The following is a 15215-nucleotide window of genomic DNA, read 5'->3' on the forward strand; positions in this document are numbered from 1 at the left end:
CTGCAAAAAAAACACCATTCAGCATGCTGCATTGATAATACCGCTTTCATATAGTGAGTCAGATCACACTCCCTGGTGACTTTGTTTGAGGTTTATTGGATGTAAAAATAGTGAAATACTTTTTACATTCAATAAGATAACCATCCTTTAGCACATTTTTGTATAAATAAGTTTGCCATTTGACCTGTGTACCAATTCCCGATAAGTTGGAAATCCGCTGGAAGCTTTCTGGATGAGCCACTGCTCATCATATTTATGCAGTAATTGAGATTCCCTCTGAAGCAAGTCCTCAAACTTGTTTGACCTGTGCGAAAAGGATATTAAGAGGGCGAATGCGAGGTACGCGTATGAAGCGCAAACCCCGTCGCCATGCTCTTTCTGTGCCTGTGCGCCACGGTCCAGATAGGATCCCGAAGAGCCTGGGGAGGTTCACTGATATGTTGTACGATAAATCCCTTGAGAAGGATAACTGTGGTTTCGGCCTGATCGCCCACATAGAAGGCGAACCTAGCCACAAGGTAGTGCGTACCGCAATACACGCACTGGCCCGTATGCAGCACCGAGGCGCGATCCTTGCCGATGGTAAAACCGGCGACGGTTGCGGTCTGCTGCTGCAAAAACCCGATCGTTTCTTCCGTATCGTTGCGGAAGAGCGCGGCTGGCGTTTAGCCAAAAACTATGCTGTCGGCATGTTGTTCCTGAATCAGGACCCAGACAAAGCCGCCGCTTCACGCCGCATCGTCGAAGAAGAACTTCAACGTGAAACCCTGTCAATTGTCGGCTGGCGCGATGTGCCAACCAACGAAGGGGTGCTCGGTGAAATCGCCCTCTCCTCGCTGCCTCGTATTGAGCAAATCTTTGTTAACGCGCCTGCGGGCTGGCGTCCACGTGATATGGAACGTCGCCTGTTTATCGCCCGCCGTCGCATTGAAAAACGTCTCCAGGAAGATAAAGAGTTCTACGTCTGTAGCCTCTCGAACCTGGTGAACATCTATAAAGGTCTGTGTATGCCGGCTGACCTGCCGCGCTTTTACCTGGACCTGGCGGATCTGCGTCTGGAATCGGCCATTTGCCTGTTCCACCAGCGCTTCTCCACCAACACCGTTCCACGCTGGCCGCTGGCCCAGCCGTTCCGCTACCTTGCGCATAACGGCGAGATCAACACCATCACTGGTAACCGCCAGTGGGCACGCGCTCGTACTTATAAGTTCCAGACACCACTGATCCCAGACCTGCACGATGCTGCGCCGTTCGTTAACGAAACCGGCTCGGACTCCAGCTCCATGGATAACATGCTGGAACTGCTGCTGGCAGGCGGGATGGATATCGTCCGCGCGATGCGTCTGCTCGTGCCACCGGCATGGCAGAACAACCCGGATATGGATCCAGAGCTGCGCTCTTTCTTCGACTTTAACTCCATGCATATGGAGCCGTGGGATGGCCCTGCGGGCATCGTCATGTCCGATGGTCGTTTTGCTGCCTGTAACCTGGACCGTAATGGTCTGCGTCCGGCGCGCTACGTCATTACCAAGGACAAGCTGATCACCTGTGCCTCTGAAGTTGGGATCTGGGATTACCAGCCGGATGAAGTGGTTGAGAAAGGGCGTGTCGGTCCTGGCGAGCTGATGGTGATTGATACCCGTGGCGGTCGCATCCTGCACTCAGCTGAAACGGATGACGATCTGAAAAGCCGTCACCCGTATAAAGAGTGGATGGAGAAAAACGTCCGCCGTCTCGTGCCATTTGAAGACTTGCCAGACGAAGATGTCGGCAGCCGCGAAATGGACGACGATACGCTGTTCAGCTACCAGAAACAGTTTAACTACAGCGCCGAAGAGCTGGATTCTGTTATCCGTGTTCTCGGTGAAAATGGCCAGGAAGCGGTCGGCTCTATGGGTGATGACACCCCGTTTGCCGTGCTCTCCAGCCAGCCGCGCATTATTTACGATTACTTCCGTCAGCAGTTTGCGCAGGTAACAAACCCGCCTATCGATCCGCTGCGTGAAGCGCACGTCATGTCGCTCGCCACCAGCATCGGCCGCGAGATGAACGTCTTCTGTGAAGCAGAAGGCCAGGCACACCGCCTGAGCTTTAAATCGCCGATCCTGCTGTACTCCGATTTCAAACAGCTCACCACCATGAAAGAGGAACATTATCGCGCCGATACGCTCGATATTACTTTCGACGTGACCGAAGCCAGTCTCGAAGAGACGGTGAATGCGCTGTGCGATAAAGCCGAACAAATGGTGCGTAACGGCACGGTATTGCTGGTGCTGTCCGACCGTAACATCGCGAAGAACCGTCTGCCGGTTCCTGCGCCAATGGCCGTTGGCGCAATCCAGACCCGTCTGGTCGATAAGAGCCTGCGCTGCGACGCCAACATTATCGTTGAGACCGCCAGTGCGCGCGATCCGCACCACTTTGCTGTGCTGTTAGGCTTTGGTGCGACGGCTATCTACCCGTATCTCGCCTACGAAACGCTGGCAAGACTGGTCGATACCCGTGCGATCGAGAAAGAGTACCGTACAGTGATGCTGAACTACCGTAACGGCATCAACAAAGGCCTGTACAAAATCATGTCCAAAATGGGCATCTCGACCATCGCCTCTTATCGCTGCTCGAAACTGTTCGAAGCCGTTGGCTTGCATGATGACGTTGCCAATCTGTGTTTCCAGGGTGTGATCAGCCGTATCGGCGGAGCCGGTTTTACCGACTTCCAGCAGGATCTGGTTAACCTGTCAAAACGCGCCTGGCTGGCACGTAAGCCGCTGGATCAAGGCGGCTTGCTGAAATATGTCCACGGTGGTGAATACCACGCTTACAACCCGGATGTGGTGCGTACGCTGCAACAGGCGGTTCAGAGTGGCGAGTACAGCGATTATCAGCAATATGCTGAGCTGGTTAACAACCGTCCGGCGGCAACACTGCGCGACCTGTTAGCGCTGAATCCTGGTGATGAAGCCATCAGCATTAACGATGTTGAACCCGCTACAGAACTGTTCAAACGCTTTGATACCGCGGCGATGTCCATCGGCGCGCTGAGTCCGGAAGCCCACGAAGCGCTGGCTGAGGCGATGAACAGCATCGGTGGTAATTCAAACTCCGGCGAAGGCGGCGAAGATCCTGCCCGTTACGGCACAAACAAAGTGTCCCGTATTAAGCAGGTGGCATCCGGTCGCTTTGGCGTAACGCCAGCGTACCTGGTCAACGCCGACGTGATTCAGATTAAAGTCGCTCAGGGTGCAAAACCGGGCGAAGGCGGTCAGTTACCGGGTGACAAAGTGACCCCGTATATCGCCAAACTGCGCTATTCCGTACCGGGCGTGACACTGATTTCCCCACCGCCGCACCACGATATCTACTCTATCGAGGATTTAGCGCAGCTGATTTTTGACCTGAAACAGGTCAACCCGAAAGCGATGATCTCCGTGAAGCTGGTGTCCGAACCGGGTGTCGGCACAATCGCAACCGGTGTTGCTAAAGCCTATGCAGACCTTATCACCATTGCCGGTTACGACGGTGGTACAGGGGCAAGCCCGCTTTCCTCCGTGAAATATGCAGGTTGTCCGTGGGAGCTGGGTCTGGTGGAAACGCAACAGGCTCTGGTCGCTAACGGACTGCGTCACAAGATCCGTCTGCAGGTGGATGGCGGCCTGAAAACGGGCCTCGATATCATCAAAGCGGCAATTCTGGGTGCAGAGAGCTTTGGCTTTGGTACGGGTCCAATGGTTGCTCTGGGGTGTAAATACCTGCGTATTTGCCACCTGAACAACTGCGCAACCGGTGTAGCAACCCAGGACGAGAAGCTGCGCAAGAACCATTACCACGGTCTGCCGTTTAAAGTGACAAACTACTTTGATTTTATCGCCCGTGAAACCCGCGAGCTGATGGCACAGTTGGGTGTGAAACGTCTGGTGGATCTGATTGGCCGTACAGACCTGCTGAAAGAGCTGGAAGGCTTTACCGCCAAGCAGCAGAAACTGGAGTTGTCGAAACTGCTGGAAACTGCACAGCCTCATCCAGGCAAAGCGGTTTACTGCACCGAGAACAACCCACCGTTCGACAACGGTGTATTGAACGCACAGCTGCTGCACCAGGCGAAATCTTATGTTGATGACAAACAGAGCAAAACGTTCTGGTTTGACATCCGCAACACTGACCGCTCGGTTGGCGCCTCGTTGTCTGGTTACATCGCACAGACGCATGGCGACCAGGGTCTGGCGGCCGATCCGATCACCGCGCACTTCAGCGGTACTGCGGGTCAGAGCTTCGGCGTGTGGAACGCAGGCGGTGTTGAGCTGTACCTGACTGGCGACGCTAACGACTATGTCGGTAAAGGTATGGCTGGTGGCCTGCTGGCAGTTCGCCCACCGGTGGGCTCCGCGTTCCCAAGCCACAAAGCCAGCATTATCGGCAACACCTGCTTATACGGTGCAACCGGCGGTCGCCTGTTTGCGGCAGGCCGCGCGGGTGAACGTTTTGCCGTACGTAACTCCGGTGCTATCACGGTGGTGGAAGGCATTGGCGATAACGGTTGTGAATACATGACGGGCGGGATTGTTTGCGTACTGGGTAAAACCGGCGTGAACTTCGGCGCAGGCATGACGGGCGGTTTTGCATACGTCCTGGATGAAGACGGTGAGTTCCGCAAACGCGTGAACCCGGAGCTGGTGGAAGTCTTGGGCGTTGAAACCTTGCCTATCCACGAAGAGCATCTGCGCGGTTTGATTACCGAGCACGTGCAGCATACCGGTTCTTCGCGTGGCGAAGAGATCCTGGCGAACTGGCCAGCGTTCTCTGCGAACTTCGCGCTGGTTAAACCGAAGTCCAGCGATGTTAAAGCACTGTTGGGTCACCGTAGTCGTAGCGCAGCAGAGCTGCGTGTGCAGGCGCAGTAAGGGGTAGCAATGAGTCAGAACGTATACCAGTTTATCGACCTGCAGCGTGTTGATCCGCCAAAGAAACCGCTGAAGATCCGTAAAATTGAATTTATTGAAATCTACGAGCCGTTTTCAGAAGGCCAGGCCAAAGCACAGGCAGACCGCTGCCTGTCCTGCGGTAACCCTTACTGTGAGTGGAAATGTCCGGTTCATAACTACATCCCGAACTGGCTGAAGCTGGCCAACGAAGGGCGTATTTTTGAAGCTGCGGAGCTGTCTCACCAGACCAACACCCTGCCGGAAGTCTGTGGTCGCGTGTGTCCACAGGATCGTCTGTGTGAAGGTTCCTGTACGCTGAACGACGAGTTTGGTGCGGTGACTATCGGCAACATCGAACGCTATATCAACGATAAAGCCTTCGAAATGGGCTGGCGTCCGGATATGACGGGCGTGCGTCAGACCGACAAACGCGTAGCCATCATTGGCGCAGGCCCTGCGGGCCTGGCCTGTGCAGACGTATTGACCCGTAACGGCGTGAAAGCGGTAGTGTTTGACCGTCACCCAGAAATTGGCGGTCTGCTAACCTTCGGTATTCCCGCCTTCAAGCTGGAAAAAGAGGTGATGACTCGCCGCCGCGAAATCTTCACCGGCATGGGTATTGAGTTCAAACTGAATATCGAAGTGGGCCGCGATGTGCAGCTCGACGATTTGCTGAAAGAGTACGACGCAGTGTTCCTGGGCGTGGGTACATATCAGTCCATGCGCGGTGGTCTGGAAAATGAAGAAGCCCCAGGCGTATTCGATGCCCTGCCGTTCCTGATTGCCAATACCAAGCAGATTATGGGCTTCGGCGAAACAGCCGAAGAGCCTTATGTCAGCATGGAAGGCAAACGCGTGGTTGTCCTGGGCGGTGGTGATACCGCGATGGACTGTGTCCGTACATCCATTCGTCAGAATGCTGCCCACGTGATTTGTGCTTACCGCCGTGACGAAGAAAACATGCCTGGCTCTAAACGTGAAGTCAAAAACGCGCGTGAAGAAGGTGTGGAATTCCAGTTCAACATCCAGCCTTTGGGTATTGAAGTGAATGCCAACGGCAAAGTGAGCGGCGTGAAGATGGCACGCACTGAAATGGGTGCACCCGATGCGAAAGGCCGTCGTCGTGCAGAAATCGTGGCAGGCTCCGAACATGTGATCCCGGCTGATGCCGTCGTGATGGCGTTTGGTTTCCGTCCTCACAGCATGGAATGGCTGGCGAAACACAGCGTTGAGCTGGACTCTCAGGGCCGTATCATTGCCCCTGAAGGCAGCGAAAACGCGTTCCAGACCAGCAACCCGAAAATCTTCGCGGGTGGCGATATCGTTCGCGGTTCTGACCTGGTGGTTACCGCCATTGCTGAAGGTCGCAAAGCGGCTGATGGCATCATGAACTACCTGGAAGTGTAAGTCGCAAAAAGTAAAAAGCCGGATGGGTAACCATCCGGCTTTTTTTCGCCAACATCGCGGCACTATTTCGTCGCTAATCGCCAGGTTAACTCGCTTTCCAGGGACGTCTCATCAGTGTTATTACTAAAAGCAGAGTCATTAAGGACAGGAAAAACCGTCACCTTAAAACTCATCTGTTGGCCTGAGGGAACTTGATCATTCTCTACAGCGATCACGCCTTCGTTATTGCGAATATAGAAAGGTGATTCCGCTTTGCTATCAGGCGTAAAGTTCACCTGGTCGAGCGTCTTGCCAACACTGTAGCTTTTTCCGTCAAGGGTCAAACTATCGACTTTTACCCCCAGCCCCCCATTCTGCCCAAACTGAAAACGTCCTTTCTCTCCCGCTGCACCTTGCACAAAAACGGCCATTTTCTGTTTTTCTGGGCAAAAAACATTTACGCTAACTTCACGCTCAGGCATCTTGTGCCAGCTATCTTGTGTTTTCACTATGTCATCCCGTCGTATTTGACGGTAATCCACTACTGGCTGCGATAGCGTGATCTGACAATCCTCTGCATGCGATAGCTCTGGCAGGCACAACGTAAGTAAAAACAAGATCCCCATTAAACGCTGCATTTTCATCGGCACACTCCATTCACTTCTTCGTAGAAAACATCTTCATCCCGCTTGTCGCTTAATGTGTAATCAATCTTACAGAGGCGGTTATTGTTATCATCCATGGCATAAATGGCGGTGAGCTGCTGAGCATCGTTGATAAAGACGTGCCCATCATCAACCGTGGTAACAACGTAGTTTCCTTTGTCATCCACAACCGAGAGCCCTTTAGCCAGAGGTTTGCCATCTTGTCGTTTTACACGCAGCATGACACGTCGACTATTCAGGACGTTAAACGTCACTTCGCTTACTGACGCATTGGCGGCGGCGATATATTTCGTCCCGTTCGCTAACGTCATACTCGGGGGTAACTTGTTGGCATTGACCTCTATGCGGGAATTTCGCCATTCATTCAGGCCAGGAACGACGGCCTGTCCCCATCGATCCGTCCAGACGGTTCCCTGAGGCGTAGACATTTCTACGCCACTTTTCGGCTCATTCAGTTTGGCAATCGCAAAGGTGTCTCTGATGGTATAAGGCGAGAAGGTGACGCCATCTTTGTGCATCGCAATACCGCCGGACAGCGTGGTGCTGTAGTTACGCTGTTGACTACCGTTACTGCCAGCCCCCACACTCAACTGCGTGTAGTGCAGGTTGGTATTGATGTTGCCGTTAAAGCTATTGTCCTGTGACTCTTGATCGCGATCGGCAGAAATATAGTAATTCGTGTTATCTCCCAGTGAGCCACTGTTCGCGACGCCATAATTCGTTCTGTCACCTTGTTTGCGCATATACGTACTGACGCTTTGTGACCTTCCAAGCGGGATGCTCAGGTTCACGTACAGCAGATCATCGTCCTGATCATCATCGACGCTGCCGACCGCTCTTTGCCAGTTAACCGTCACAGAAGCATATTTGAAGGTTTTCCCCCATGAAAGCAGGACGTAACGGGTATCTTTTTCACCGCTGTTGCTTTGGTTGTAGTTAAATCCAAAACTGAAACTACCGGCCAGAGGGGAGGCAAAACTCAACGTTGATGAGTACGTATTGTCATACCCCTGGTAGTCATCATCCATCGCCTCAGCCAGTTCGCGGTAATTCCCGCTAAAGTGCGCTGCGCTTGCTGATAATCCAACCTGTTTACCCAGCGCAATCGTACTTTGTAATTCCGTTTTCAGCCCACTGTTTTCATCACCGAACTGTTCTTTGCTTGCCGCCACGGTGGAGGAAACACCCCATCCCTCCATAAGCTGGAGCTCAGCACTCCCTCCTGCCGCCTGATACTTTTCAGCCGCGACACCCGAAGCCAAAAAATTCATCCAGGGCAAAAATCTCCAGCCGTTTGAAATATTCAGGACCAGCGGATCACCATAATCGCTGTCAATACTGCGCACCTGACCCGCTGACACAGTAAGCCCCTGTGGGCGCGATAAATTCTGCGCTTTTACCGCAGAAGCCGGAACAATGTAATGACTGGTTGCCCCATCGGACTCCACAACGGTGACATCCAGATCCACGTTGCTGCGGACCATTGGGACATCATCTAAGGTGAACGGCCCTGCGGGGACTAACGTACTGAAGATAAGCCGGTTGTTTTGCCGTACCTCAACGCGCGCCTGCGCGGAGCGAGCAATACCTGAAACACTGACACCGGAACCCTCTTTCTGTAGTTCACGGGTTGGCATAAGTTGCACCCCCGTGATAGGCACACCGCTCAGGACTGTAGAATAGGCATTAATTTCACCGACCTGCATAGTCAGCTTCTGCAAAGCAAAAACATGCTCAGCGTAGGTGTAAATACTGTCAGCATTTTTTTTGCCATCATCATCCGTCAGGATATAGCGACTGCGCAGCGACCAGTCCATGGCATTCAACCCAGCTTCAAGGCTTGCCTGCGAATAACGACTGGCATCACTGCCTTCATACTCGTTTCGCGTACTGAAAAGGGAGTAATTAAGCAACCCTGCTGTGCCACCATGCTGGAAATTTTTGATATCCGTATCCAGGCCATTGATCGCTTCTTGTGGCAGATACAGTTCAACCGCTTCCTGATTAGGTAATGCATTCACTACCGCCTGCGCATAATCATGGCGAATATCATGGCAAGCGTCATCTGCCTTCAGCGGAACAGGAACCAGCCCTGCAAACTCAATAAAATCTGCATCGATACACAGCACACCGTCATCGTTAAAGCGCACAGCAGCCGTTCCACGATCTTTACCATTCACCTTGACTGAAACTGAGTGAACTCCGGGTAAAAAACGCGGGGCTTTGGCAAAATAACGGTTAAGGTCTGCATTCAACCCGCGAGATTCCAGAATCCCGGTATCGAATGTCACCTCTCTTGCCAATACGTCGGAAGGAGGAAGGAGTACCAGAGGTAACGTGCCGCAAAGAATAGCGCGGACACAAAATGCAAGGTGGTTAATTTTATGCACCACTATTTCCCTTTTTTAATTATTTAGTTCAGAGATAAAACTGGGTACTTCAACGCCATAACGGCTTGCAGGGAAAAACTTCACTTTTTTGTCACTGCCAGACACTTTCGTTAACGTAGCCGAGAGCGTTTCGCCAGGCAGAATATAGGTTTTCGGTAACGTGCCACCCACACCAGAGGGCTGTAACACAATATTTTGCGCAAGGCGGACGACGTATTTACTAGGGTTTTTTACCTGGACTGATGATCCTACAGTTGACCACTTCAAATATTTCCAGGCGTCAGTCACCACGGCCAGTTTTGCCGGGCGGATCAGTACCGGGATATCCTGGCGAATATTGATACCGATTTTAATTTTATTGTCGTCACTTTTTGGTGGAATACCTTCGAATGTCACACGTTTATAATGCTCGACATCCAAAGGGACACTATTTTGTAAAATAAAACGAAGTTGTTGTGTTTGCTCTGGTTCAAGACGTACCACTGGCTGTGTAACAATGAGTTTTAACCCTTTATCATCGGGCAAATCAACGACATTGGTATAAAGCAGCGCAGGATGACTGTCCGTGTTTTTAATATTAATCGTGCCACTATGAGTTGCCTCATCAATTACCAGCAAACTTGTTTCAGGAACCATTCCCGCGGCATGCACTGTTAATTGCAAAGATAACAGCGCCGTAGTCAGCATGGTCTTTAAAAAAACAGACTTAGAACAGAACATAATAAAATCCCTTGCATATGACACGATAACACTCCGTGTCTATCGTGTGTTTAAAAAAGAGTCAATGCTCTGCATTGACTCTCGGTAATAGAAGAAATTAAATATCGACGATTTTAATTACAGATATTTCAGGCTGATAGTGATCTGTCCATCCAGCGGGGTATCATCAGTAATTGCCAGGGTAGCCGTATCTTTAATCGCCAGAGACGTCACCAGAGGGAAGGTCGCCTCCTTGAATGCCAACGGTTCTACAGTACCCGCAGCAGCAACGGTGAAATCAACAGCGTTATATCCCATCGTTGAACCATTAACATTCTTAGTCCAGTTTGGAGCTCCAGACAGCTGAGAGATTGAGTCAACAACGTTGCCATCGGCCTCTACACTGTCAGTCTTAACAAACAAGCTATAATTGCCAATTTTTTCACCACCAGCAGTAGTAGTACCAACACCATAAAGACGGCTAGATATTGTCATTGTTTCACCTACAAATGTGCCATCCTCTACCGCAACACCAGCCCTGGACTGCTCGCGGTCATCAACCATGTTCCATGATACTTTGGTTGGCGCAGTACAACTGATCGTGAGATCAATATCTTTATGCCCCAACTGATTAACCTCCGTTGCAGACAGTTCGGCTAAATGAATAACGCCATAATCAACAACACCACCATTGCCTAATGAAGGTGTACATGCAGCATTAGTGAGCAATCCTTTTACCTGTAATACCGTGCTTGGTGCTGCGAATGCTGAGTTGACACAAAGAGCAAGAGTAGTTGCTAAAATAATCTTTTTCATTAGTTAATCCTTAACATGTGAATTTTTATAGTTTATGCAAAAATATTAATTATAAATTTTACATTCTAAAACTGAAAAACATCACTCTAACAGAGTGATGTTTTAAAATTATACATCATCAACAAATGCATTCAATTTAGAATTTTTAACAATCGTTTGCAGTAACATTCAATAAATTTACTGTAAGTATGAATCGAAGTATAAAAAAGGAATCAGACAGACAAACAATTCACAAAATCAATATTTCATTACATATAAATTTCACCACGTCATTTTCACTAATATATAACTTTACTTATCTAGTTATTCCACTCACTAAATATTATTACCCCTCGCGCCATGTAATATAATAGTTACCAACATGGCGTCACTCATTATATATACACTAAATTTCCCATGCCATTTAATAGCAATTATGAATACAAACCAACAAAAAATGTTCTTACTTCGTAGTAGATAACTTAAACATCATTATCAAATGATTTTTTAAAAAACATATAGTTATGTTAATTTTAACTGCATCGCTTACTATAAAATTACCCCCATAAAAAAACCAGTCAAGACTACTCTTGACTGGTTTTATAAATAAACACATTCAGTTTATTTTACAACGCGTAAGGCCGGACGACCGCCGCGCGGAGGCGGATCGTCATCAGGGTCGTTGTCGTGATCATGATCGGGCTTATCGCCATCGATAAGGGACATCACTGTGTCGCTTTCGCGTTCATCAGAGACGTCATCATCGTTGAGACTGGCAACATCTTCATCATAAGCCGTTTCTGGCTCAAACATCGTTCCAGCACCGTTCTCACGGGCATAGATCGCCAGCACCGCAGCCAACGGAACGGACACCTGACGCGGCACACCACCAAAGCGCGCATTAAAGCGCACTTCGTCGTTAGCCAACTCCAGATTACCCACCGCACGGGGGGCAATATTCAGAACAATTTGTCCGTCACGGGCGTATTCCATAGGAACAAGCACTCCCGGCAACGTCACATCCACCACCAGGTGCGGCGTGAGCTGGTTATCCAGCAACCATTCATAGAATGCACGCAGCAGATACGGGCGGCGGGGAGATAGCTGTGACATTTCCACAATCATTAACCCCGGCCGAGACGCATTTCACGTTCAGGCTCAGTCAAAGACGCCAGGAAAGAGTCACGTTCAAACACACGCGTCATATAACCTTTCAGCTCTTTAGAACCAGGGCCACTGAATTCCACACCCAGCGTCGGCAGACGCCACAGCAGTGGAGCCAGGTAGCAATCAACCAGGCTGAACTCATCGCTCAGGAAAAACGGTTTCTGACCGAACACTGGCGCAATTGCCAGCAGCTCTTCACGCAGTTGCTTACGTGCAGCATCCGCTTCAGAAGACGAACCGTTAACGATAACGTTCATCAGCGAGTACCAGTCTTTCTCGATGCGCTGCATGTACAGGCGGCTTTCACCACGTGCAACAGGGTAAACAGGCATCAGTGGTGGATGCGGGAAACGCTCATCCAGATATTCCATAATGATACGGGATTCCCACAAGGTCAGCTCACGATCAACCAACGTCGGAACACTTTGGCTCGGGTTGAGATCGATAAGATCCTGAGGTGGGTTATCCTTTTCCACATGCTCGATCTCAAAACTGACACCCTTCTCGGCCAGCACGATACGAACCTGATGGCTATAAATGTCAGTAGGACCAGAAAACAGCGTCATTACCGAACGTTTGTTGGCAGCGACAGCCATGAAAACCTCCAGGTATATTCAGAATTTTTACTGCTACCAGCCCAACAAGGGCCAGCCAGATGTTGTATCGCCCATTCAAGAGCAAACACTACTGTTCATAAATCGAACAAAAACCGAGTGTTCATCGATATTTGGGCAGAAAATTGGATGATAGTTTACCAGATTTTACGACCTTTGTGGTGAGGGGATTCTGGAAATGAGGAAAAAGAGGAGATATATGCGTTCATATTGTGGATAACATGGGCATTATCCATAAAAAAACCCGCCGGAGCGGGTTTTTCGCCAATCGTTCTGCAATAAGCAGAAAGCAGATTAACGTTTGGAGAACTGTGGACGACGACGTGCTTTACGCAGACCCACTTTCTTACGTTCAACCTGACGAGCGTCACGAGTAACGAAGCCAGCTTTACGCAGTTCAGAACGCAGGGATTCGTCGTACTCCATCAGAGCGCGGGTGATACCGTGACGGATCGCACCTGCCTGACCGGAGATACCACCACCTTTAACAGTGATGTACAGATCCAGTTTTTCTACCATATCAACCAGTTCCAGCGGCTGGCGAACTACCATGCGGGCAGTTTCACGACCGAAGTACTGTTCCAGAGAACGTTGGTTGATTACGATTTTACCACTGCCCGGTTTGATGAACACGCGAGCTGCGGAACTTTTGCGGCGACCAGTGCCGTAGTATTGATTTTCAGCCATTGCCTATAATCCCGATTAGATGTCAAGAACTTGCGGTTGCTGTGCCGCGTGGTTGTGCTCGTTACCCGCGTAAACTTTCAGTTTACGGTACATAGCACGACCCAGCGGGCCTTTTGGCAGCATGCCTTTAACCGCGATTTCAATCACACGCTCAGGACGGCGGGCAATCATCTCTTCAAAGGTCGCTTCTTTGATACCACCGATGTGGCCGGTGTGGTGGTAATACATTTTGTCTTCGCGCTTGTTGCCGGTTACAGCAACTTTTTCTGCGTTCAGAACGATGATGTAATCACCAGTATCAACGTGCGGAGTGTATTCCGCTTTGTGCTTACCGCGCAGGCGACGAGCCAGTTCGGAAGCCAGACGGCCCAGAGTTTTACCGGTCGCGTCAACAACATACCAGTCGCGTTTTACGGTTTCTGGTTTAGCTGTAAAAGTTTTCATTAAAAGCTTACCCAAATAATAAGTTACACGTTGGTGAACACCCAAACGTTTAGTCAGTTGAGGTTCACACGACATTGTCCAGCAAACCTACCCCTTCGAATAGCCTATGCCGGCGCATAGAAAGTTTTGGGAAAAAAACCTTCTCGTAACGTGGGGTCGCAAGATTATAGAGAAGTCAGGGTCAAAGGTCGACCCCTAAATGTGATTCGGTGCGGGTTTTTCGGTGGGTGGGTTTTGTGCGGCCTGATGCTCTCTCCTCCGACCCTTCTCCCGCGGGGAGAGGGGCGCATTTATGGCATATGCTGGCGCTTCAGGTACTCTTCGCTTTGCATCTCCTGCAAGCGCGACAAACAACGCTGGAACTCAAATTTCAGTCTTTCACCCTGGTATACCTCATATAAAGGTACAGCAGAACTCACCACGAGCTTTACATGCCGCTCATAAAACTCATCCACCAGTGCGATAAATCGACGCGCTTCACTCTCCATTAGCGGCGTCATCACTGGCACATCGTGAAGCATTACCGTATGGAAAAGGCGTGAAAGCGCAATGTAATCATGCTGGCTACGGGCATCGACACAAAGTGTTGCAAAGGATACTGCGAGCGTTTGATTTTCCACACCCAGAGTCTGTAGCGGCCGGTGATTGATTTCCAGCTCTGGAGCTGTATTGTGCTTCGCCCCAGCCAGTGCCAGCCATAGTTTATCCATCTGGCTTTGCGTCTCATCATTTAACGGCGACAACCACAAATGCGCCTGAGTCAGTGTACGCAGACGATAATCTACCCCGGCATCGACGTTCATGATGTCGCAGTGTTGTTTAATCGCATCGATGGCGGGCAGGAATCTGGCCCGTTGTAAGCCGTTACGGTACAGATCATCGGGTGGAATATTCGACGTCGCCACGAGCGTGATACCGCGGGCAAACAGCGCTTTCATCAAGCCACCCAGCAGCATGGCATCAGTGATATCAGAGACAAAGAACTCGTCAAAACACAGCACGTCAGTTTCTGCCTTGAACCGATCGGCAACAATCTCCAGCGGGTCACTTTTACCTTGCAACGCCGTCAGTTCTTCATGAACCCGAAGCATAAATCGATGGAAGTGCAGGCGCTGTTTCCGCGTTCCCGGCAAGCTCTGGTAGAACATGTCCATCAACCAGGTTTTTCCACGTCCGACACCGCCCCACATATATAAACCACGGGCGGGTGCATTGACCTGCTGCTCTTTTTTTCCCAGTAACCGGCTAAACGCCGCCTTCAACCCACCGCGACTCACCAGTTCTTCGGGTTTGACCGTGAGTTCCTGATAAATAATATCCAGTTGGTTTACGGCTTCGCGCTGGACGTCATCGGGCTGATGTGACCCCTCATTCAGGGCCAGTTGATATCGCGATAAGGGAGAAAGGCTTTGCATAATATTGTTGTTATTCCTTCGGTTAACACTCATC

11 protein-coding genes are annotated in these 15215 nt (G+C 50.4%); 2 read left to right on the forward strand and 9 right to left on the reverse strand.

Annotated features, from left to right (window positions below):
* Window positions 1-437 precede the first annotated feature (437 nt).
* Window positions 438-4898: a glutamate synthase large subunit gene (gene gltB, locus GF617_RS02950; RefSeq protein ID WP_181623845.1), complete on the forward strand. Its 4461-nt coding sequence runs from the start codon at window positions 438-440 to the stop codon at window positions 4896-4898.
* A gap of 9 nt (window positions 4899-4907) precedes the next feature.
* Window positions 4908-6326, forward strand: coding sequence for a glutamate synthase small subunit (locus GF617_RS02955; RefSeq protein ID WP_181620983.1), 1419 nt, complete (start codon window positions 4908-4910; stop codon window positions 6324-6326).
* A 62-nt stretch (window positions 6327-6388) separates the two neighbouring features.
* On the opposite strand, the gene GF617_RS02960 is transcribed toward GF617_RS02955, so the two are convergent.
* The 9 genes from GF617_RS02960 to zapE form a co-directional block, all read right to left on the reverse strand.
* On the reverse strand, window positions 6389-6949 hold the full coding sequence (locus GF617_RS02960) for a hypothetical protein (RefSeq protein ID WP_203451018.1): 561 nt from the start codon (window positions 6947-6949) through the stop codon (window positions 6389-6391).
* A complete protein-coding gene (locus tag GF617_RS02965) occupies window positions 6946-9360 on the reverse strand; it encodes a fimbrial biogenesis usher protein (RefSeq protein WP_375289376.1) in 2415 nt (804 codons plus the stop codon). The genes GF617_RS02960 and GF617_RS02965 overlap by 4 nt, the downstream gene beginning before the upstream one ends.
* Window positions 9361-9375: 15 nt before the next feature.
* Window positions 9376-10080, reverse strand: a complete 705-nt coding sequence (locus tag GF617_RS02970) for a fimbria/pilus chaperone family protein (RefSeq protein WP_203451019.1) — start codon at window positions 10078-10080, stop codon at window positions 9376-9378.
* 117 nt (window positions 10081-10197) lie between these two features.
* On the reverse strand, window positions 10198-10875 hold the full coding sequence (locus tag GF617_RS02975; protein WP_203451020.1) for a DUF1120 domain-containing protein: 678 nt from the start codon (window positions 10873-10875) through the stop codon (window positions 10198-10200).
* 600 nt (window positions 10876-11475) lie between these two features.
* The gene (gene sspB / locus GF617_RS02980; protein ID WP_181623847.1) at window positions 11476-11973 is read right to left on the reverse strand and encodes a ClpXP protease specificity-enhancing factor; all 498 of its coding nucleotides are present in this window, start codon (window positions 11971-11973) and stop codon (window positions 11476-11478) included.
* A gap of 5 nt (window positions 11974-11978) precedes the next feature.
* Entirely contained in the window at window positions 11979-12617 is a 639-nt protein-coding gene (gene sspA, locus GF617_RS02985) for a stringent starvation protein SspA (RefSeq protein ID WP_181620989.1), read from the reverse strand.
* A gap of 312 nt (window positions 12618-12929) precedes the next feature.
* Window positions 12930-13322 carry a 30S ribosomal protein S9 gene (rpsI, locus tag GF617_RS02990; RefSeq protein ID WP_003860436.1) on the reverse strand — a complete coding sequence of 131 codons (393 nt, stop codon included), beginning with the start codon at window positions 13320-13322 and terminating at the stop codon, window positions 12930-12932.
* A 15-nt stretch (window positions 13323-13337) separates the two neighbouring features.
* Window positions 13338-13766: a 50S ribosomal protein L13 gene (rplM, locus tag GF617_RS02995; protein WP_004868222.1), complete on the reverse strand. Its 429-nt coding sequence runs from the start codon at window positions 13764-13766 to the stop codon at window positions 13338-13340.
* A gap of 290 nt (window positions 13767-14056) precedes the next feature.
* Window positions 14057-15181: a cell division protein ZapE gene (gene zapE / locus GF617_RS03000; protein WP_181620990.1), complete on the reverse strand. Its 1125-nt coding sequence runs from the start codon at window positions 15179-15181 to the stop codon at window positions 14057-14059.
* Window positions 15182-15215: the final 34 nt, after the last annotated feature.

The sequence above is a fragment of the Lelliottia sp. RWM.1 genome (assembly GCF_016859735.1).
Taxonomy (GTDB): Bacteria; Pseudomonadota; Gammaproteobacteria; order Enterobacterales; family Enterobacteriaceae; genus Enterobacter.